We start from the raw sequence: 21148 nt of genomic DNA, 5'->3' as shown, positions 1-21148 counted from the left end.
GACCTCAGCCCTTGTGCGTGTATCGCAGCCGAGTCATTTGTTCCGCGCTGTCGGCCAGCAGACCGGCGGCGTCGGCAATGGCTTTTTCCAGCGTGGTCGGACCGAAGGTCAGCGAAAAGCAGCCCGAGAACACACGCGACAGACTATCGAGCGCACTGCGGTCGATGGCGCCCGAGAGCAGCGACGCCGTGGCGCCCGCCTTGATCGCCACCTGTGCGGCAACCATCGGCGTTTTGCCGGAGAGCGTTTGTCCGTCGCTGCGGCCTTCACCGGTGATGAGCCAGTCGGCGCCTTCCACCGCCTGCGGCAGGCCGACGCGCTCGGCCACGACCTCCGCGCCGGAGCGGAACTTTGCGCCCAGCAAATGCAAGGCGAAACCCAGGCCGCCGGCAGCGCCCGCCCCCGCACGGCTCGACGCCTCGTTGGCATTGAACGCGCGATGGGCATGCCCTGCGAAATGCGCGATGGAACGGTCGAGCGGATCGACCTGTGCGTCGCTCACGCCCTTCTGCGGCCCGAAGATCGCCGTGGCGCCCTGAGGGCCATTGAGGGGATTGTTCACGTCGGACATGGCGATCAGTTCGCAGTCCTTCAGACGCGCGTCGAGCCCGTTCAGATCGATCGATGCCACGCGATGCAGCGCGGCAGGCACCGGCTGCACGGCTTCGCCCGATGCGTCGAGCAAGCGCGCACCGAGGCCGACGAGCAGGCCTGCGCCGCCGTCGTTCGTGCTGCTGCCGCCCAGCCCGATGAGTACCCGGCGTGCGCCCGTATCGAGCAGTGCGCGCAGCAACTCGCCAAGGCCAACCGTCGAGCGTTCGGCCACCGGGGTCTGCATACCGACAGGGTCGGTAATGCTCACCACGCTGGCGCTTTCGAGGACGCCCGTGCCATCGGGCATGATGCCGTACTCGGCCGTGACCGATGCCTGACCGGCGCCACGCACCGACAGCGGCACACGGCGTCCGCCTGCGGACAGCAGGGCGTCGAGCGTGCCTTCGCCGCCATCGGCCATCGGACGCAAGCGCAGATCGGCTTGCGGCAGAGCGCGGGCGATGCCGGACGCGATGGCGCGCGCCACTTCCGGGGCACTCAGTGAACCCTTGAACGAATCGGGTGCGATGACGATGATCGGGGCTTGCGCAATGCTGGACATGGAAATCGGGACAGTCGCAAAAATTGATACGGGTTGGCAGGATTCACGCTTGCGTCATGCCCGCTGGATTGTGATCGCTTATGGCGTACCGGCCGGACGGTTTATCCTGGGCCCGGTGGACGGGATTGCACGTCGCCTCGCAGCAGGGTTGGGCGCAAGACGGTGCAACGCAGTGTGACAGAAACCAGCAATATACGCGATTCGGGCCAGCGCGCATTGCGCGAATTGCCATGCTGTGAATAACGCGGGTAAGATGAGCGCCAAACAACGGCGCGTCGTCCGATCCGTCTCGGACAGGCCATATCGCCATATCGTCAGCAAGCGTGGAGCGGGGCATGAACCGGGGCAAAGACAGCAATTCCGGCACGATGCGTGAGGGGCGGCGCGATATTGCGCTCGCGGTTGCCGCAGCAGGCATGGGGCTCGCGGTTCTGGTCGCCGGGTGCGCGCAGATGGCGCCAGCGGTCGATCATGACGAACCGCCTGTAGGGACCTTGGCCGACATTGCACCGGAAAACGTAAAAGTCGAGACGTTGCCCGCCTATCGCGGCACCGTCGAGGACGCACGGAGCAACGGTGCCGTCTGGCAGGGCGCGTCGAAGAAGACATTCGCTCGCGTGAGCGCCTGCACGGCGCATCTCTGGAAGAAGCAATTGCCCCACGCGAGTCTGCAACGCATGAAGGCAGGCGCGGGTCAGACACTCCAACTTTCATCGAAAGACGACGGCATTCTCGCCGTTCTCGATCTGGTCCCGCACAAGCCGGGCAGCGAAGGCTCGCTGTATCTCGGGTCGACCGGTCCCCAGTCGCTCGCCGACGCCGTGCGTCGATGCCTCTGAGGGGACCGCGCCCCGAATGACGGCCGCGCCGCCGTGCGGCGCTCACCTTGGCGTCATGCCACGGCGAGGTATCATGACGGCGAACGTGCAGCCGGCCGGGCCGCACGAAGGTTTCTACTGCGTGCGTGCCAATGTCCCCTACCGAATCCGTCGATCTCTCCGAGATGTCGGCGACCGCCAGCGATGCCGGCGATGCCAGCCCGGCATCGCTCAATGCGCGCCAGCAGGCGCTCTTCGACGCGGTTCGCCGTGACGGCTTTCTGACCGTCGACGAGCTTGCCGCGCGCTTCGAGGTCACACCGCAGACCATCCGGCGCGACATCAACTTCCTGGCGGAGCGCAAGTGGGTACGTCGATACCACGGTGGCGTCGGACTGCCGGGCGGGGCCGAGAACGACGCCTACGATGCCCGTCAGGCGCAGTTGGCGGAAGAGAAGCGCCGCATCGCCGTGCGCCTTGCGGAGCAGATCCCCGATCACGCGTCGCTCTTCATCAATCTCGGCACCACGACCGAAGCCGTGGCCCGGGCGCTATCGCGGCATCGGGGGTTGCGTGTCATTACCAACAATCTGCATGTCGCCGCCATGATGAGCAACTATGCCGACGCCGAAGTCATCATTACCGGCGGCGTCGTGCGCGCGCGCGATCAGGGTGTGACCGGCGAGGCCACGCTCGATTTCATTCGTCAGTTCAAAGTCGATTTCGGCATCGTGGGCATCTCTGCCATCGACGCCGATGGCACGCTGCGCGACTTCGATTACCGCGAAGTCCGTGTGGCGGAAGCGATCATCGCCCACTCCCGCACCGTATTCCTCGCCGCCGATCACAGCAAGTTCGGACGCCCGGCACTCGTTCGTCTGGGGCACCTGTCGCAAGTCGACGCGCTGTTCACGGATCGCCCCGTGCCCGCCGGTATGGCGCAAGTGATCGAGGAAGCCCGCACGCAGGTGCACGTTGCGGACTGACGCCGTTATGCGCGACCACCGGTAGGCGCGGATTCGCGCATCCAGGCGTTGAAATGTGCGAATTCGAAACTCAAATGACGTTATCTGTTAGAATTTGACTCAGAATGTTCGTAAACGAACATATCGAATGAGCATTCTCGAACTTTTTCTGACTTGATGCCTATCACCCGGGAGTGACGCCGTGCAGACACCCGCTCAATCGCCATTGGACAACGGCCTGGCCGCTTATGACTTGCTGGTCGTGGGCGGCGGGATCAACGGAACGGGGATTGCGCGCGACGCCGCCGGTCGGGGGCTGCGCGTGTTGCTCGTCGAGCAGGACGATCTGGCGTCTCATACATCGTCGGCCAGTACCAAGCTGATTCACGGCGGTCTGCGCTATCTCGAGTATTACGAGTTCGGTCTGGTGCGCAAGGCGCTGCAGGAGCGTGAAGTGTTGCTGCGCGCTGCGCCGCACATCATGTGGCCGCTGCGTTTCGTGATGCCGCATATGCCGAACCTGCGTCCGGCGTGGCTGATTCGCGCGGGTCTGTTTCTCTACGATCATCTCGCGCGCCGCGAAATACTGCCCGGCTCGCGCGGTATCGATCTGCGCCGGCATCCGGCCGGCGTGCCGCTGCGTCGCGACCTGACGCGCGGCTTCGTTTATTCGGACGGTTGGGTGCAGGATGCGCGTCTGGTGGTGCTCAATGCGCAGGACGCAGCCGAGCATGGCGCGACGATTCTCACGCGCACGCGGCTCACTGGCGCGGAGCGCGGCGAGCACCTATGGACGGCCCAGCTCGAGACCCCCGAAGGTTCGCACCAGAGCGTGCGCGCGCGGGCCATCGTCAACGCGGCAGGGCCGTGGGTGGGTCATCTGCTGGGCGACGTGCTGCATCAGCGCGCGACGCATCGCGTGCGCATGGTCAAGGGAAGCCATATCGTCACGCGCAAGCTGTTCGATCACGATCACGCCTACATTTTCCAGAACCCGGACAAGCGCATCATCTTCGCGATTCCGTACGAGCGCGACTTCACGCTGATCGGCACGACCGATATCGAGTATCACGGCGATCCCGCGAACGTGGCGATCGACGACGACGAGATCGCCTATCTCTGCAAGTCCGCGAGCGAATACTTCACCCAGCCGATCGTGCCCGCCGATGTCGTCTGGACATATGCGGGCGTGCGTCCGTTGATGGAGGAGGAGGTCTCGAACCCCTCGGCCGTGACGCGCGACTACACGCTCGAACTCGACGCGCCGGGTGCACGTGCGCCGCTGCTGTCGGTGTTCGGCGGCAAGATTACGACCTACCGCCGTCTTGCGGAAGAGGCGATGTCGCATCTGCAGGGGCCGCTGGGCATCGCGCGCGGCGACTGGACGGCGGGCGCACCGCTGCCGGGCGGCGACATGGCCGAGCCGGATGCCGGCGCGTTCGAGACATCGCTGCGTGCGCAGATGCCGTGGTTGCCGCAGGCGCTGGCACACCGCTATGCCCGCACCTATGGCATGCGCACGCAGGTGCTTGTCGGGCGCGCCAACTCGCTCGATGATCTCGGCCAGCGCATCTGCGGCGATCTTTACGAGGCCGAGCTGCGCTATCTGACGCAGTTCGAATGGGCGCGCACGGCGCAAGACGTGTTGTGGCGCCGGACGAAACTCGGCTTGCATGTTGGCAAGGATGGCGAAGCGCGCGTGCAGCAGTGGTTTGCACAACACATGGACATGGCCGCCTGAATTCCGCACACGAGACCGAACAGGAGGCAAGGGCAATGGCAATGGCAGGAGGAAAATACATCCTCGCGTTCGATCAGGGCACGACCAGCTCGCGAGCGTTGTTGTTCGATCACGACGGCCGTGTCGTGGCGACTGCGCAGAAGGAATTTCGTCAGATCTATCCGCATCCGGGCTGGGTCGAACATGATCCCCGCGAAATCTGGGCGACACAGGCCGGCGTCGCGGCGCAAGCGCTGACGCATGCGGGGGCTGCCGGTCGGGACATTGCCGCCATCGGCATCACGAACCAGCGTGAGACGACCATCGTGTGGGATCGCCGCACGGGCGAGCCGGTCTACAACGCGATCGTCTGGCAGGACCGTCGCACGGCGGATTTTTGCGACCGCCTGCGAGAGGACGGGAACGAAGATCTCGTTGCGCGCCGAACCGGGCTTCGCATCGATGCCTATTTCTCCGGTAGCAAGATCCGCTGGATTCTCGACAACGTGGACGGCGCGCGCGAAGCGGCCGACGCCGGACACCTGGCCTTCGGCACCGTCGATAGCTGGCTGGTATGGCATCTGACGGGCGGCAAGCTGCATGTGACGGATGTCTCGAACGCATCGCGCACCATGCTCTTCAACATCCACACGCTCGAATGGGATGACGAACTGCTCGCGCTGCTCGGTGTGCCGCGCGGCATGCTGCCGCAAGTGCGCTCGTCGAGTGAAGTGTACGGGCACACGGCAACACCGCTGTTCTCCGTCGAGGTGCCGATCGGCGGCATCGCAGGCGATCAGCAGGCGGCGCTCTTCGGGCAGATGTGCCTCTCGCCGGGCATGGTGAAGAACACCTACGGCACGGGTTGCTTCATGGTGATGAATACCGGCAGCAAACCGCAAGCGTCGAGCCACAACCTGCTCACGACAGTGGCCTGGAAGATCGGCGACCGGGTCGACTATGCGCTCGAGGGCAGCATCTTCATCGGTGGCGCGGTCGTGCAGTGGTTGCGTGACGGGCTGGGCATCATTCGTCATTCGCGTGATGTCGAGGCGCTCGCCACCAGCGTGCCCGACGCCGATGGCGTTGTGCTCGTGCCGGCGTTCGCAGGACTCGGCGCACCGCATTGGCAGCCGCGCGCACGCGGCACGCTCTTCGGCGCGACGCGCGGCACGACCGCAGCGCATGTGGCGCGCGCCGCGCTCGACAGCATCGGGTTCCAGACGCTCGACGTCTTGCGCGCCATGGAGGCCGATGCAGGGTTGCACGTCTCGGAGTTGCGTGTCGACGGCGGCGCTGCCGCGAACGATTTGTTGATGCAATGGCAGGCCGATCTGGTGGGCGCGGATGTGGTGCGCCCCAAAGTCATCGAGACGACGGCGGCGGGCGCCGCTTATCTCGCGGGGCTGGCCGTCGGATTCTGGCCGGACATCGACACGTTGCAACGCCAGTGGCAATTGCAGCGACGCTTTTCCCGCAAGCTCTCCGAGAGCGAGGTCGCTCGTGCCGTCAGCGGCTGGCAACGGGCGGTGCGTGCCGCGAAGTTCTGGGCGGAAGAGGGCTGATACCTCGCCTCATCCCAGCGCGATCCCGCCTCATCCCGGCGCGATCCCGCCTGACTCCGCCTGACTCCGCCAGATGGTGCCTGAAGCCGCTCGAGAAAGGGGTGGCTTCAGCGTAGCGCTCTTCCTGGGGCGACGTGGCGTCGATCGCCGGCGCTGTCGTGCCGCCGATGCCGCCAGCTCGCACACCGCTCGCGCGGATGACGGCGGGCCGACTTGGCCGGACTCGCAGGCGCGAGCGACCGGCCACAGGGACTGAGGGCGCAAGGCCCGGTGCGGCGCATTTGCATGATCCCCTCCCTTACGTTTGCTCGTCGTCCAACCCCAATCGGTCACGGGTGCAATCCGTCCGCCCCAGGGGTGCTCCGGGCGAGGGATAGGCATCGGGCGTGCCGGGGCCATGTGGCGTGCATGGCGTAATTCCCGAAGCAGTCGACCCTGGCGAAGAGGCTTCCCCGAGGGCGGACGGTTTGCCTCCTCATCGATGCTAGAAACATGCCAACGAGTGCAACTCATTGAATGGAAAGAGAAGTTGATCGCCGGAATCGGCGCGTGCGCTGTCATCTGGCGAAAAACGTTTCAGGAATGAACGACGGGGAGGGCACTGCGCAGTGAGCGCTGAGCGCCGAGCGTTGCAACGTCCGGTCGGGCGCGGTTTCGTGGACTTTCGCCGTCACGGTGACGGTAAATTGGGCAATGCACTTGACACCCAATGCCGGCGGGCGTTTGCGCCGCCGGCACGGGACTTATGCAAAGGGTTATCAACAGTTGCTGTGGATATCCTCGTGAACGCCCCGGCGCAGGCGAGACCTGATCGATCGGATAACGATTCGTCAGGCGGCGGGTCGCTGGCCCATGACGAAGGTGATATCGCCCACACCCGCCACGCCGGCGTTGACCCGGTCGCCGGGTTCGAGCGGCCCGACGCCGGCCGGTGTGCCGGTGAAGATCAGATCGCCGGGGGCAAGCTTCACGCTGCGCGAGATTTCAGCGATCAGATCGGGCACCGACCAGATCAACTCATTGAGATCGCCGGTCTGGCGATTTTCACCATTGACGTTCAGCCACACCTGGCCTTCCTTCGGATGGCCGATATCGGACACGGCGTGGAGCGGGCCGCACGGTGCCGACGCATCGAACGCCTTGCCCCAGTCCCACGGACGGCGCGTGTCCTTGGCTTGCTGCTGCAAGTCGCGGCGCGTGAGATCCACGCCCACGCCGTAGCCCCACACCAGTGACAACGCCTGACGGGCGTCGACATTCTCCCCTTGCGCGCCGATGGCGACCACCAGTTCGATTTCGTGGTGCAGCTCGCGCGTGAGCGGCGGATAGGGCAGCGTGCCTTCGGCGGCAACGACGGCGTCGGCCGGCTTCATGAAAAAGAACGGCGGCTCGCGGTCCGGATTGCTGCCCATTTCGCGGGCGTGGGCGGCGTAGTTACGGCCGACGCAAAACACGCGGCGCACAGGGAAACGGGCGTCGCTGCCTGCGACGGCGACCGACGCCTGGGACGGTGCCGGAATAACGAATTGGCTCATGAGAAGACTCTTGGCAGATACGAAACAAAAACGAACGAGACACAGAGGCCGGCACGCGAGGGGGCACCGATTCCGTCGCGCCTACCGGCACGACACACGACACGCCACACGACACGACCGCATCACTTGGCAAAGACCTGCGACATATCGGCGAACGCCTTGAACTCCAGCGCGTTGCCGGCCGGGTCGTAGAAGAACAGTGTCGCCTGTTCGCCCACCTGCCCGGCGAAGCGGATATGCGGCTCGATCACGAAGCGGGTGCCGGCGGCGCGCAGGCGATCGGCCAACGCGTGCCACGCGGGCATGTCAAGGATAACGCCGAAATGCGGCACGGGAACGTCGTCGCCGTCGACCGGATTCGTGATGCGTTTGCCCGCGTCCTGTGGCGCGAGATGGGCGACCAGTTGGTGGCCGAAGAAGTCGAAGTCGATCCAGTGGTCCGAGCTGCGACCTTCGGCGCAGCCCATTACGCCGCCATAAAAGCGGCGGGCCGCGTCGAGATCGTCGACCGGGAATGCGAGATGAAACAGCGGCGTTGTCATAAGAGACTCCAGTGCAGTGTAGGGGTGAATGCGCGTCGCTCGAGACGAGGACTCGCGGGCGAATTTTCCTTCGCCGCCGACAAGGTGAACGACATTGCCCATTTGCGGTAAATTCTATCCATCGATAAAAATAATCAGAAACGAATAATTCGGCGTCTCAGCCACAAAATTTTCGATCCATGATTCGTTACCTGAAAACCTTCGTCACGGCCGCCGAAACGGCATCTTTCTCGGCGGCAGGTGCACGTCTCGGACTGACCCAGTCGGCCGTGAGCGCGCAGATTCAGCGTCTTGAAGACGACCTCGGCGTGCAGCTCTTCGAGCGCACGGCACGCGCGGTGTCGTTATCGGACGACGGCCGCCGACTGCTTGCACAGGCGCAGGGGTTGATTGCGGGCTATCAAGCCATGCGCGGCGAGGCGGCGGCACACGGCGGTCAGGCGGCACTCGCGCCGATTCACGTGGGCGCGATCCTCACGGTTCAGCTCGGCCTACTGCCGGGAGCGGTGGCGCGCTGGACGGCATTCGGTGCGATGCCGCATCTGAACGTCGTGCCGGGCATGTCGGTGCAATTGCTCGCGCAGCTCGACGCGAAGGAGCTCGATCTGGCCATCATGATCCGGCCACGCATTGGCGTGCCCGCCGATATGAAGTGGCTGACACTCATGCACGAGCCCTACGTGGCGATCGCGCCGAAAGGCACGGGCGGGACGATAGCCGACTGGTCGGCAGCCATGCCGTTCGTGCGTTACAACCGTCGCTCGTATGGTGGTGAGTTGGTCGAGCGATACCTGCGACGGCACCGGCTCTGGGTGCGCGAGGGGGTGGAGCTGGACGAGCCCGAAGTCATTCTGCGCATGGTGCGGGCGCGGCTGGGGTGGTCGATCGTGCCCGCCACGCTCATCGGCTTGCCGGTCGGGGGTAAGGCGGCGTCGACAGGGGGCAGGGGCGGGGCGAGTGGCGTGCAAGTGCTGCCGCTCAGTGGCGTGCCGCTCACGCGCGAGTTGGGCGTGCTCGTGCGCCAGTCGGCACGCCGACGTGCGCCGGTCGCGACACTGATGCAGTGTCTTGCCGACGAGGCTCAGTCGCGCGGCCAGGGACCGGTGCGGGGCTGAGCCGGCCTATCCGTTGCCCCGCCCAACGCTTGCCACAGTGCGGCCGTGTCCGTCAGACGATCTCCCTGAGCTTCGAGCCGGGCACGCGTGGCGTCGAGCGCTTGGCGCTGCACGTCGAGCCATGACAGATGACTGATGCCGCCAGCCCGATACCGCTCGCTCGCTATCTGCAGGGACGTTTCCGCTCGCTGTGCCGCCTCGGCCCGCGCGGCCAGCGTGCTGGCATCGGACGCGAGCGTGCGCAGGGCGTCGGCGACCTGTGCGAGGCCAAGCAGCACGGTGTCCTGATACGCCGCCAGCGCGGCGTCGTAAGCCGCGATGGCCGAGCGCCGTTGCGCACGTAACTCGCCGCCGCGAAAGAGCGGTTGCAGCAGGTTCATCCCAATGTTCCAGATATTGATGCCGTCGCCCAGATCGGCCGCTCGCATGCGCTGGGTGCCGAAGGTGCCGGAGAGGGTGAACTGTGGATAGAGATTCGCACTCGCGACGCCGACATCGGCACTCGCCTTGTGCAGCAGCGCTTCGGCGGCGCGGATATCCGGGCGTCGCCGCGCCAAGGTGGACGGCAACGAGACGGGCACCGTCTGCGGCAATCGGAGCGTGTCGAGATCGATGACCGGCGAGGCGAATGCGCCCGGTGCCTGGCCGGTCAAACGTGCCAACTGGTGATCGTATTGTGCGATCTGCGATCGCAACGCGGGCAGTCGGGCTTCGGTCTGAGCAACGAGCGCGGCCTGATTCTCGACGTCGAGCCTGGCCACACCGCCTGCGCGTTCGCGTGCACGCGTGATGTCGAGCTGTACGCGCTGCGAACTCGCCATGCCTTCGAGCGCCGAGAGCTGTGCCCGCGCGCTTGCCTGACGCAAGGCGGCCGTGACCACATTGCCCGCGAGCGAGAGTCTGGCGGCTTCCAGGGTGAAGTGCTGATAGTCGACCTGTGCGGCGAGCGCTTCGAGTGCACGGCGATTCGCGCCGAACACGTCGAGCGTATAGGAGATGGAGACATTCGCGTTGTATAGCGTGAACGGCCCGGGATTCGGCACGTTGGTCACGCCGAGCGACGCCAGATCGACCTGTTGACGCGTGCCGGAGAGCTTCAGATTTGCCGAGGGCAGTTCGCGCGCGCCTGCCTGCGCGCGATAGTCCTCTTGGGCCTGGCGCAGCTTCGCCTCGGCTTGCCGCAGCGTGGGACTATCGGCTAAGGCCTGTGCGACGAGGGTGTCCAGCGCGGGCGAGCCGAAGCGCGTCCACCACCCGGACGGCACGTCTTCGCCGGTCACGAAGGTCTGCGCGGCGCCTTGGGCGCCGTTGGCCCCGACGGTCGTCGACGGCTGAGCGCCGGTGGTGTATTGCGCGACGCTCGTGGCATCGGGCGTGCGAAAGTCGGGGCCGAGCGTACAGGCTGCGAGCGTCGCGCTCAGACCGAGCGCCGCGCACAGCGATGGGCTGCGCGAGCGGCGGCGACGATGCGGACGTTGGACAACGCACATGATGGCCTCAATCGAGCGTTCGTTTATAGAACTTCACCGCGACCGCCATGAGCACGGCGGAGAAGACCAGCAACGGCCACAGGTCTTGCCAGGCATCGCTCCAACCATTGCCCTTGAGCAAAATGCCGCGAATGAGCCGGTTGAAATAGGTGAGCGGCAGCACGTTTCCGATCGCCTGTGCCCAGGCGGGCATGCCGCCGAAGGGAAACATGAAGCCCGAGAGCAGCATGCTCGGCAGAAAGTAGAACACCGTAAGCTGCATGGCCTGCAACTGATTCTGTGCGAACGACGACAGCGCAATACCGACGGTCAGATTGGCGGCGATGAATACCAGTGCGGCGAGGTAGATCGCGATGACGCTGCCCTGGAAGGGCACGTGAAAGACATAGCGTGCGGCGATCAGGATGATGCTCGCCTGGAGCAGTCCGATGGCGATGTAAGGCACGATCTTGCCTGTCATGACTTCGATGGGCAAGACGGGCGTGGCGAGCAGATTCTCCATCGTGCCGCGCTCGCGCTCGCGCACGATGGCAAGTCCCGTCATCATCGCCAGTGTCATGGTAAGAATCACGCCCATCAGGCCGGGAATGATGTTGTACTGCGTGATGCCTTCCGCGTTGTAGAGGCGATGCACCTGCACGTCGAACGCGCCCGGTGCGCCGGCCAGTGCGGCCAGCGGGCCCGTCAGGTCTTTTTGCGCGACGGATTGGGCGATGGCGGGCAACGCACCAAGTGCCGAGGCCATTGCCATCGGGTCGGTGGCATCGGCCTCGATGAGCAGGGCGGGGCGTTCGCCGCGAAGCAGCCTGCGCGTGAAGTCGGCGGGAATGTTCAGCACGAACTGCGCGCGACCTTGCGCCAGCGCGGCGCGCCCGGCGTCCTCGCTCGTCAACGTCTCGGTAAAGCGAAAATAGCCCGAATGCTCCATTGCGGCCATGAAGCTGCGCGTGAATTCGCTGTTGTCGGCAACGAGCACCGCCGTGGGCATGTGTTTGGGATCGGAGTTGATGGCGAAGCCGAAGAGCGTGAGCTGCACGAGCGGCACCCCCACGATCATCGCGAATGTGACGCGGTCGCGGCGTAGTTGCAGGAATTCCTTGCACACGATGCTCCACCACCGTGCGATGGAGAACCCCAGCGGCGTGCTCATGCGTTGTCTCCGAAGTTGTCTTTCGCGTGGCGCATCAGGTAGACGAACACATCTTCCAGGCTCGTGTCGATGGGCGAGACCTGGAGCCCTCGTTCGCTGGCCAGATCGCGCAGCAATAGCTCCAGGGCGCCGGCGTCCTGTCCGCTCACATGCAACGCGTCGCCGAAGGCGACCGTCTGCGCCACCGCGGGTTGTGCGCGGAGTTCGCGCGCAAGATCCACGAGATGATCGCCAAGGACTCTCCACGTCGACAGATGCTGGCTGGCGACGACCTCGGCGGCCGTGCCTTGCGCGAGCAGTTCGCCGTAAGAGATATAGGCGAGTTTGTGGCAGCGTTCCGCTTCGTCCATGTAATGGGTACTCACGAGCACCGAAATGCCGCGCGCGGCCAACGTGTGCAGTTCTTCCCAGAAGGCGCGCCGGGCGGACGGGTCGACGCCTGCGGTCGGCTCGTCGAGCAGCAGCACCTGCGGTTCGTGCAACATGCACGCCGCGAGCGCCAGACGCTGCTTCCAGCCGCCGGAGAGCGACCCCGTGAGCTGCTTTGCGCGGCCTTTCAGGCCGAGCGCATCGATGGCCCGGTCGACGGCGTCGCGCCGGTTCGCCATGCCATACACCCGCGCCACGAAATCGAGGTTCTCGCGAATCGTCAGGTCTTCCCAATACGAGAATCGCTGCGTCATGTAGCCCACGTGACGCTTGATCTGCGCGCTCTCGCGCACGATATCGAAACCCAGGCACGTGCCGCTGCCCGAATCGGGTGTGAGCAGCCCGCACATCATGCGGATGCAGGTCGTCTTGCCACTGCCGTTCGGTCCGAGAAAACCGAAGATCTCGCCGCGCCGCACCTGTAGCGACACGTCCTTGACGACGTGCTTGTCGCCGAAGTGCTTGTTCAAGCGATTCACGTCGATGGCAAGATCGCCATCGCCACTTCGGGGTGTGACGATTTCACGCGGGCGCGCGGCGCGGCCATTCATGGTTGCGTCACCTGAACAGGCTGTCCCGGATTGAGCTTGACGGCGTCCGCCGGGGCGGGGTGAGCTTCGATCATGTAGACGAGCTTGTCGCGCGTGTCGTTGCTATAGATGACGGGGGGCGTGTACTCGGCCTGGTCGGCGACGTACGTGATGCGGGCCGGCATTCCTGCGCCACATCCGTCGCAGGCGATGTGCACGGTCTGCCCTGCGCGCAGGTGGCCCAGGGTGGTCTCGGGCACGAAGAAGCGCACCTTGATGTTGCCCGGCGGTAGCAGACGCACGACGGGACTCCCGGCGGGCACCCATTCCCCGACGCGATACATCGTGTCGTAGACGCGCCCCGGGGCGCTGGCGGCCGGACGCTTCTGAGCGAGTTGCCAGTCGGCTTGTGCGAGCGACGCGCGTGCGACATCCACTTGCGCCGTTTGCGCCTGTTGCTGGGCTTGCCGGCCCGGCAATCTCGCCACCGCCAGACTGCTTTGCAACTCCTGCACGCGCGCGGCACTGCTGCGGGCGTCGGCGCGGCTGGCGTCGAGTTGTTCGCGCGATATGCCACCCGCAGCGTACTGCGTCTGATCCCGGTCGAACTGAGCGAGCGCCTTGTCGCGCACGGCCACGGCCTGCTTGAGCTGGGCGGCCGCGACGGCGATTTCGTCGGGACGCTTCCCGGTTTGAAGGTCGCGCGACTGGGCTTCGGCGCTGGCAAGTGCGTCGCGCGCGCGGGCCTGAGCCGCCTGTTCGAAAGTGGCTTCGAGTTCGAAGAGTGCGTCGCCCGTCTTGACCTGCTGGCCGCGGGTTACCGAGAGCGTTTGGAGCGTTCCGGCCTGGGATGAAGCCACATAGACGAACTCGCCCTCCACATAGCCTTGCCACGGTCTGGGACCGTGCTCGCCGCAACCGACCAGCGCAGTCGTGACGGCAAGGGTCATGGCGTTAGTGCACATGCGTGAGATGGCCGGCATGACGCGCCTCGATCGTTGCGGTTGTTCTGTGCCACCTTAGCGCAAAATCGGCGCTACGGGGCAATGACGGGACATCGCACGGGCGGCATGCGCGCGCGGGGACTCTCTGCTATTGTGTGCGCACATGTCCGGCGGCGCGCGAGCGGTAGCGGCGCTGCGCACCGGACTTCATGCAAGGAGCTTGATTGATATGTCCCACGACACGTTCGACGAAAACGACTGGAAGCGATTTCTGAAGCACATCGGCGAAGACCCGAACCGCCCCGGCCTGCACGAAACACCGTCGCGGGTGCAAAAGGCGTGGCGCCAATGGACGGCCGGTTACGACCAGGACCCGGCAGAAGTCCTCAAAGTCTTCGAAGACGGGGCCGAGCAGTACAACGAACTGATTGTCGTGCGCGGAATTCCCGTCTACAGCCATTGCGAGCACCACCTCGCCCCGTTTTTCGGCAAGGCGACCATCGGCTATCTGCCCAATGGGAAGATCGTCGGATTGTCGAAGCTCACGCGCCTGGTCGACTGCTTCGCCCGCCGCTTGCAGGTGCAGGAGCGTCTGACGACGCAGGTCGCCGAAGCGCTGATGACGCACCTGCAACCGAAGGCCGTTGGCGTGGTGGTGTCGTGCCGTCACATGTGTATGGAGAGCCGCGGCATTCGCACGGCGGGCGAAGAGACGGTCACATCGGCCATGCTCGGCGAACTGCAGCCGAATCTGGCGTTGCGCACCGAGTTCCTCGCGCTCGCTCGCGACAAGTAGCCGCCTTATTTGGCCGACGCAATGATGAGCTTGAACGGAAGCGCAAGCAGGGCGGTGCCCGCCACACCGGCGCACCAGAGCGCGACGAACCATCCCCAGCGAATCAGCCGCTGCTGCCAGGGGCATTGAGCGACGGCCCGCTCGCGCTGCTGGCGCACGGCGGGACGTACGAGATCAGTGATAGTGCGCATCGCGAGTCACCTTGCCACGGAACACCCAGTACGCGAGCATCGTGTAAGCGAGAATCACCGGAATGATGAAGGCGGCGCCCCAGAGCGTGAACGACAGACTCGACGTCGGCGCTGCCGCATCCCACAGCGTGATGCCAGGCAGAATCGCGTACGGATACGCGCTGATGAGAAGGCCGCTGTAGCCGAGGAACACGAGTCCGATGGCGAGCCAGAACGGTGTCGCATCGTGCGCCCGGCGCAGCACGCGGCGCATCACAAGGGTGGCGCCCGCCACGAGGAACGGCACCGGCAGGCAGCGCCAGAACCACTGACCGTCGAACCATCGCTCGGCGACGAGCGGCAGGCGCAGCGGCGTCCATAGCGAGACGACGCCCATGATTGCCACGAGCGCCAGCGTCAACGGCCAGGCGAGCACGCGCAGACGGCGCTGCAAATCGCCCTCGGTCTTGCCGATCAGCCAGCAGGCCCCGAGCAGCGCGTATGTCACGAGCAGCCCCAATCCGGTAAACAGGTTGAACGCGGTGACCCAGCCGAATGCATCGCCCGCGAACTGACCGTTCTCGACCGGAATGCCCGACAGATACGCGCCGAGCGCGACGCCTTGGAAAAACGTCGCACCGGCCGAGCCACCGATGAAGGCGAGATCCCACCACGGCCGGGTACGACGCGATTTGCCGCGAATCTCAAACGCCACGCCACGGAAGATCAGGCAGACAAGCATGAGCATGAGCGGCAGATAGAGCGCCGAGAGCAGCACCGAATACACCATCGGGAACGCGGCGAGCAACCCCGCGCCGCCGAGAACGAGCCACGTCTCGTTGCCGTCCCAGACCGGGGCGACGGAGTTCATCATCGTGTCGCGCTCGCGCGCATCGGGAAAGAACGGGAAGAGAATGCCGATGCCAAGGTCGAAGCCGTCGAGCACGACGTAGAGAAACAGGCCGAGCGCAATGATGGCGGCCCACGCTAAGGTCAGATCCATGAGAATTCTCGTTAAGGTCGATGGCGTGCCGGGCGACGATCAGATCGCGTGCGCGCCGTGGGTGTCCATGCGCCCCGACAGGCCCGACATGGCGGGGGCGTCTTGCGACGAGAGATCGCCGCCGGAGGGCGCCGAGGTGTCGCCGGGCAGTACCGGCCCCCCGCGCAGCAGCTTCAGCAGGTAATAGACACCGGTGCCAAACACGAGGAAGTAAGTCAGCACGAGCACCAGCAGCGAGACCTGGACTTGCTGCGCGCTCACCGGGGACATGGCCTGTGCGGTGCGCATCACGCCGTAGACCACCCACGGCTGGCGGCCGGCTTCGGTCGTGACCCAGCCCGCGAGCAGGGCGACGAAACCGGTTGGCGAGAGGGCGAGCATGACGCGGGCAAAGCGGCGCGACGTGAAGAGCGCGCCACGACGGCGCAGCCACACGGCGGTGAGCGCAGCGGCGATCATCGCGAGGCCGAGGCCGACCATGACGCGAAAACTCCAGAACACGAGCGGCACGTTGGGGCGCTCGTCCTTGGGGAATTCCTTCAAGCCGCGAATCTCGCCGTTCCAGCTATGGGTGAGGATGAGGCTGCCCAGATGCGGCACTTCGAGCGCATAGCGGGTGGTTTCGGCGTCCATGTCGGGCCAGCCGAACAGGTTCAGCGGCGTGCCCCCGGTCTTCGTCTCCCAAAGTCCTTCGATCGCGGCGATCTTCGCGGGCTGATATTCCCGCGTGTTCAGCCCGTGAAGATCGCCGACGAACGCCTGAAGGGGCGCGAAGATCAGCAGCAGCCACATGGCCATCGAAAACATGGTCTTGACCGCCGGATCGCGCCGCCCGCGCAACAGATGCCACGCACCGGTGCCCGCCACGACGAGCGCGGCTACGACAAACGCTGCGATGCTCATGTGCGCCAGACGATAGGGGAAGGACGGGTTGAAGATCACGTCCCACCACGACAGCACGACCACGCGGCCGTCGACGATCTCGAAGCCCTGCGGCGTTTGCATCCAGCTATTCGACGCGAGAATCCAGAACGTCGAGATCAACGTGCCGATGGCGACGCATAACGTCGCGGCGAAGTGCGCGCGCGGACTCACGCGGTTCCAGCCGAACAGCATGATGCCGAGGAACCCCGCTTCGAGGAAGAACGCCGTCATCACCTCGTAAGTGAGCAGCGGCCCGGTGACCGCGCCAGCGAAGCTCGAAAAGCCCGACCAGTTGGTGCCGAACTGATACGCCATCACGACGCCGGAGACGACGCCCATGCCGAAGCACACGGCGAAAGCCTTCGACCAGAAGCGGCACAAGTCGAGATAGTGTTGCCGACGTGTTTTGAGCCATAGACCTTCGAGTACGGCGATGAAGCTGGCCAGACCGATGGAGACGGCAGGGAAAATGATGTGAAACGAAACCGTGAACGCGAATTGCAGACGCGCCAGGTCGAGGGCTTCCGGAACGGCAGTCATGTTGTGCTCTATGTATGCAAACGAACCTTGTCTTGTATGGCGTCAATGACCGCTGTACGCCATTTGTTTGCATGCATATTAAGCCGTGCTGCACCGCAGCACGCGTGACAAGTCGTCACATGTGGCGACTTGACGCGGTACCGTTTGACGCCTTGCCTCGCGCTACTTGTCTGTTTTGCAAGGGATTCGTGTTCACGCTCGGTGCGACCTCATGTCACATCCAGGGCACGTCTGCGCGCGGCGGCGAGGGGGACAGCTCGCTAGGCGAGGAGGCCGGCGCCGATATTGATCGACAGGCCCAGCACGGCGAGATTGAAGAAGAACGAGAGAATGGCCTGCGCAAGCGTGGTGCGGCGCATGCGGCGCGATTTCAGGGCCACGTCGGCCGTTTGCGAGGCGACGGCGATGGTGAACGAAAAATACAGGAAGTCCCAGTAATCCGGATCGCAGTCGTGGTCTGGCCAGGCCAGTGCGTAGGGCGATTCCGTATCCGTGAAGTACAGACGCGCGTAATGCAGCGTGTAGATCGTCGGCACGAGAAACCATCCGGCGATAAGCGTGGAGGCGGCGAACAGCACATGTTCGGACGCTTGATGCGGTGCGCCGGTCTTCGCGCTGGCGAGGACGTGGATGATGGCGGCCACGCTGGCGATGGCCGACAAACTGACCAGGGTGAGCACGACGGCCGCGCTCTGGTCTTCCTGTTCGGCGAAGCGTTCGATGCTGCGTTTGGGCGCGGTGACCATCATGAACCAGATCATCGCGAGATAGGACCAGACGCTGGCGTTCCAGCCAATCAGCGTGCGCGTGAGTGCACTCAATTCTCCACGCACGATGCCCTGGGCGAAGAGACCGGCAAGCACGCCAATGACAATCGCGATGAGCAGTCGCGGGTGAAAGCGGAGCAGATGCGGAAACAGCTTGGCGTTCATGGGGGAAATCCGGACGTTGACGGCGGGCGGATCCATTATCCCCCAACGCAGCCACGCGCCCGTCGCTATCGAAAGGGGGCACGGTTGTGGTGCACCGCCGCATCGCGATGCGGCATCGTGCCCGTTGCGATGTCATTGAGCATGTGGCGCGGACATCCCGACACGCCGACACGCCGCCCGCGCCCGTTTTTCCATGCGGCGCCCATGGCGTGTCCAGCCACGATCTGCGGGGCTGTGCCAGCGATTGTGGCGACGTCATGCGTACACATGGCACGCCATTTGCTAGTGATTGCGTAAGGCCAACGGCGGCCGAGTGAAGACAAGCGAATTTTCTGCACCGCATGCATTTCCCCGCGTGAGCGGGGACTTCGGGGCAACGGCGTCCCGAAGCCATAAGCCTGTTCACAGGCGTACGGCTTCGGGACGCCTTTTTTTTCGGCATACGAACACGAGGGTATCCATGAGCACGCTCACGCAATCGTTGAAAAGTGGCAACTGGCGCGCGCTGGTTGCGTGTTTTCTTTACTTCGACACGGGTTTCACCGTCTGGGTGATGCTCGGGCCTCTGGCACCGTTCATCGGCAAAGACATTGCGATGACGCCAGCGCAAACGGGTTTTCTGGTGGCGGTTCCGGTGCTGGGCGCGGCGATTCTGCGCGTAACGCTGGGCAACCTCTATCAGGCGTTCGACGGTCGCAAGGTGGCGCTGATGGGGCTCGCGTTGTCGGCCATTCCGTCGGTGGTGCTGTTGCTCATGCCGGGCACGCCGACCTACACGCTGCTGCTCGTGCTCGGGGTGTTCCTCGGCGTGGGCGGGGCGAGCTTCGCCGTGGCGTTGCCGATGGCGGGCAGCAACTATCCGCCGAAGGTGCAGGGACTGGTGCTTGGACTTGCCGCCGCGGGGAACATCGGCGCGGTGCTCGACGGCTTCATGTTCCCGGGACTGGCCGAGCATTTCGGCTGGGCGCGTGCGGCCGGCGCCGCGCTGCCGTTGCTCGCGCTCGCTGCACTGGCAGTGGTGTTCTGGGCGAAGGACCAGGGCGTGAAATCGGGCAGCGCACCGCGTGCGTTCACGAGCTTCTTCATCACCGTGTTCGGTCTCGTCGCACTCGTGCTGTGCGTGCATGCCGGTGCGTTCGGCGAAGGCAAGGCCGGGGTATTGCTGCTGCCGGTGCTTGGCGCGTTGCTCGCGATTGCCGTGCTGCCGCGCCACTATCGCGGTGTGCTGGGCGAGCGCGATACCTGGGTCATCATGCTGGTCTACAGCATTACGTTTGGCGGATTTGTGGGCATGTCGTCGTACGTGACGACGCTGCTTATCTCGTTGTATGGCATGCCGCGCATCGAAGCGGGGCTGTTCATGTCGCTGCTCGCGTTTCTCGGCGCGCTGGTACGTCCTGTCGGCGGGCTGGTGGCCGACCGGATTTCGGGCGTGCGCGCGCTGGTGCTGTTGCTCGCTGCGATTTCGGTCATCGACTTTGTCTTCGCCGCGTGGATGCCGCCGCAAGGGGCCGGTATCGCACTGCTGGTGCTGATCTACATGTGCTTCGGGCTCGGTAACGGTGCAACGTTCCAACTCGTGCCGCAGCGCTGGCAAGGCAAGACGGGCCTGATGTCGGGCATCGTCGGCGCGGCCGGCGGCATCGGCGGATTTTATCTGCCGGTCATCATGGGCATTGCCAAGGAATCGACGGGCAGCTACCAGATGGGCTTCGCCACGTTCGGCGCCCTGGCGGCCCTCGCGTTCGTGCTGGTCGCGGCGCTGCGCACGCACTGGATGTCGTGGGCATTGCCCACCGAGGTTGCCGGCGGCGCTGTCCTTGCGGGCGGCGTAGCGCACGTCGAGTAAGCGCAGCGCATTGCTGCCATTCGAGGCCATTCACGGCCATTCACGGCCATTCACGGCCCGTCGATGCTCCGGCACGGCGGGCCGTTTTGTTTTCTCACGGCGCTGGACATCGCCGCGGGCGGATCATGCGCCCGGTTGGAACATTGCGTTGAGGGTTGCGCCGCTCGCCGCGCCGCCGAAGCCGTCGAAGCGGCCTTCGGCGAGTGCCTGTGCCGCGTGCATGAAGCCGCCCCACGCGGCGCGGGCGAGCGCACCGCCCACGCTCACGCGCCGCACGCCGAGATCGGCAAGCGCCTGCAGCGTGAGCGACGAATTGCTGCCGATCAACACGTTCACCGGTTTCGGCGCCACGGCCGCGACGACGGCCCGGATCTGCTTTGCGGACTGAATACCCGGCGCGTAGAGGCAATCGGCGCCAGCTTCGGCATAGGCCTGAAGACGTGCGATGGCGTCGTCGAGATCGGGCACGCCCGCGAAAAAGTTCTCGGCGCGGCCGATGAGGAGGGTGTCGCCGCCGGTCTCGTCGATTGCACGACGCGCGGCTTTCATGCGCTCGACCGCCTCGCTCAGCGGGAATAGCGGCGCGTTGGCGTCGCCGGTCGAGTCTTCGATGGACAACCCGGAAACGCCCGTCGCCACGGCCATTTTGACGCTCTGCGCCACTTGCTCGGGCGTATCGCCGAAGCCGCTTTCGAAGTCGGCGTTGACGGGCAGCTCGGTGGCGTCGACAAGGGTGCGCAAATGCGCAAGGACGGTGTCGCGCGTCACGCCATTGTCGGGGTGGCCCGTCGACCAGGCGAAGCCGGAACTCGTCGACGCAATCGCCTTGAACCCCGCGTGTTCGAGGTATCGGGCACTGCCCGCGTCCCACGGATTCGGGATCACAAAGCAACCGGCACGGTGGAGTTCGCGAAAGGCGGCGCGTTTTTCGGCAGTGCTGCGTGGCATGGTCATGTCTCCTTGAGCGCGCGCGAG

General features: G+C 65.1%; 19 protein-coding genes. 7 read left to right on the top strand and 12 right to left on the bottom strand.

Features of this window, described 5'->3' with window-relative positions:
• Positions 1-4 precede the first annotated feature (4 nt).
• Positions 5-1156: a glycerate kinase gene (locus ACE3UG_RS18425; RefSeq protein WP_374626549.1), complete on the bottom strand. Its 1152-nt coding sequence runs from the start codon at positions 1154-1156 to the stop codon at positions 5-7.
• Positions 1157-1491: 335 nt separating this feature from the next.
• Here ACE3UG_RS18425 and ACE3UG_RS18420 point away from each other — a divergent pair, with 335 nt between their 5' ends.
• The 4 genes from ACE3UG_RS18420 to glpK all read left to right on the top strand — a co-directional run bounded on the left by ACE3UG_RS18420 (position 1492) and on the right by glpK (position 6224).
• Entirely contained in the window at positions 1492-1995 is a 504-nt protein-coding gene (locus ACE3UG_RS18420; RefSeq protein ID WP_374626547.1) for a hypothetical protein, read from the top strand.
• A gap of 164 nt (positions 1996-2159) precedes the next feature.
• Positions 2160-2960, top strand: coding sequence for a DeoR/GlpR family DNA-binding transcription regulator (locus ACE3UG_RS18415; RefSeq protein WP_374626572.1), 801 nt, complete (start codon positions 2160-2162; stop codon positions 2958-2960).
• A 181-nt stretch (positions 2961-3141) separates the two neighbouring features.
• Complete coding sequence (glpD, locus tag ACE3UG_RS18410) at positions 3142-4680, top strand: glycerol-3-phosphate dehydrogenase (RefSeq protein WP_374626545.1); 1539 nt, start codon at positions 3142-3144, stop codon at positions 4678-4680.
• Positions 4681-4721: 41 nt separating this feature from the next.
• Positions 4722-6224: a glycerol kinase GlpK gene (gene glpK, locus ACE3UG_RS18405; RefSeq protein WP_374626543.1), complete on the top strand. Its 1503-nt coding sequence runs from the start codon at positions 4722-4724 to the stop codon at positions 6222-6224.
• 830 nt (positions 6225-7054) lie between these two features.
• Here glpK and ACE3UG_RS18400 read toward each other — a convergent pair.
• Complete coding sequence (locus ACE3UG_RS18400) at positions 7055-7759, bottom strand: fumarylacetoacetate hydrolase family protein (protein ID WP_374626541.1); 705 nt, start codon at positions 7757-7759, stop codon at positions 7055-7057.
• A gap of 122 nt (positions 7760-7881) precedes the next feature.
• Entirely contained in the window at positions 7882-8301 is a 420-nt protein-coding gene (locus ACE3UG_RS18395) for a VOC family protein (RefSeq protein WP_374626539.1), read from the bottom strand.
• Positions 8302-8480: 179 nt separating this feature from the next.
• Here ACE3UG_RS18395 and ACE3UG_RS18390 point away from each other — a divergent pair, with 179 nt between their 5' ends.
• Positions 8481-9416 carry a LysR family transcriptional regulator gene (locus tag ACE3UG_RS18390; RefSeq protein ID WP_374626537.1) on the top strand — a complete coding sequence of 312 codons (936 nt, stop codon included), beginning with the start codon at positions 8481-8483 and terminating at the stop codon, positions 9414-9416.
• On the opposite strand, the gene ACE3UG_RS18385 is transcribed toward ACE3UG_RS18390, so the two are convergent.
• Genes ACE3UG_RS18385 through ACE3UG_RS18370 form a run of 4 tightly spaced genes read right to left on the bottom strand, consistent with a single transcriptional unit; the run spans position 9383 to position 13998 of the window.
• Positions 9383-10906, bottom strand: coding sequence for an efflux transporter outer membrane subunit (locus ACE3UG_RS18385; protein WP_374626535.1), 1524 nt, complete (start codon positions 10904-10906; stop codon positions 9383-9385). The genes ACE3UG_RS18390 and ACE3UG_RS18385 overlap by 34 nt on opposite strands.
• 7 nt (positions 10907-10913) lie before the next feature.
• On the bottom strand, positions 10914-12056 hold the full coding sequence (locus ACE3UG_RS18380) for an ABC transporter permease (protein WP_374626533.1): 1143 nt from the start codon (positions 12054-12056) through the stop codon (positions 10914-10916).
• Positions 12053-13036, bottom strand: coding sequence for an ABC transporter ATP-binding protein (locus ACE3UG_RS18375; RefSeq protein WP_374626531.1), 984 nt, complete (start codon positions 13034-13036; stop codon positions 12053-12055). The genes ACE3UG_RS18380 and ACE3UG_RS18375 overlap by 4 nt, the downstream gene beginning before the upstream one ends.
• Positions 13033-13998, bottom strand: a complete 966-nt coding sequence (locus tag ACE3UG_RS18370; RefSeq protein ID WP_374626529.1) for an HlyD family secretion protein — start codon at positions 13996-13998, stop codon at positions 13033-13035. The genes ACE3UG_RS18375 and ACE3UG_RS18370 overlap by 4 nt, the downstream gene beginning before the upstream one ends.
• 190 nt (positions 13999-14188) lie before the next feature.
• Here ACE3UG_RS18370 and folE point away from each other — a divergent pair, with 190 nt between their 5' ends.
• Positions 14189-14755 carry a GTP cyclohydrolase I FolE gene (gene folE, locus ACE3UG_RS18365; RefSeq protein WP_374626527.1) on the top strand — a complete coding sequence of 189 codons (567 nt, stop codon included), beginning with the start codon at positions 14189-14191 and terminating at the stop codon, positions 14753-14755.
• A 5-nt stretch (positions 14756-14760) separates the two neighbouring features.
• On the opposite strand, the gene ACE3UG_RS18360 is transcribed toward folE, so the two are convergent.
• The 4 genes from ACE3UG_RS18360 to ACE3UG_RS18345 all read right to left on the bottom strand — a co-directional run bounded on the left by ACE3UG_RS18360 (position 14761) and on the right by ACE3UG_RS18345 (position 18324).
• On the bottom strand, positions 14761-14946 hold the full coding sequence (locus tag ACE3UG_RS18360) for a hypothetical protein (protein ID WP_374626525.1): 186 nt from the start codon (positions 14944-14946) through the stop codon (positions 14761-14763).
• Positions 14930-15928, bottom strand: a complete 999-nt coding sequence (cydB, locus tag ACE3UG_RS18355; protein WP_374626523.1) for a cytochrome d ubiquinol oxidase subunit II — start codon at positions 15926-15928, stop codon at positions 14930-14932. The genes ACE3UG_RS18360 and cydB overlap by 17 nt, the downstream gene beginning before the upstream one ends.
• A 39-nt stretch (positions 15929-15967) precedes the next feature.
• Positions 15968-17392: a cytochrome ubiquinol oxidase subunit I gene (locus tag ACE3UG_RS18350; protein WP_374626521.1), complete on the bottom strand. Its 1425-nt coding sequence runs from the start codon at positions 17390-17392 to the stop codon at positions 15968-15970.
• A 260-nt stretch (positions 17393-17652) separates the two neighbouring features.
• Positions 17653-18324, bottom strand: a complete 672-nt coding sequence (locus ACE3UG_RS18345; RefSeq protein ID WP_374626519.1) for a DUF1345 domain-containing protein — start codon at positions 18322-18324, stop codon at positions 17653-17655.
• A 460-nt stretch (positions 18325-18784) separates the two neighbouring features.
• Between ACE3UG_RS18345 and ACE3UG_RS18340 the strand changes: the two genes are divergently transcribed.
• Positions 18785-20173: an MFS transporter gene (locus tag ACE3UG_RS18340; RefSeq protein ID WP_374626517.1), complete on the top strand. Its 1389-nt coding sequence runs from the start codon at positions 18785-18787 to the stop codon at positions 20171-20173.
• Between the two features lie 123 nt (positions 20174-20296).
• Here the strand turns inward: ACE3UG_RS18340 and ACE3UG_RS18335 are convergent, their stop codons facing one another.
• Complete coding sequence (locus ACE3UG_RS18335; RefSeq protein WP_374626515.1) at positions 20297-21121, bottom strand: oxaloacetate decarboxylase; 825 nt, start codon at positions 21119-21121, stop codon at positions 20297-20299.
• Positions 21122-21148 lie beyond the last annotated feature (27 nt).

Origin of the sequence: Pandoraea sp. (assembly GCF_041919235.1) — a bacterium.
GTDB lineage: Bacteria > Pseudomonadota > Gammaproteobacteria > Burkholderiales > Burkholderiaceae > Pandoraea.
Note: the sequence above shows the minus strand (reverse complement) of the source record. Positions and strands in the feature narration are given on the sequence as shown.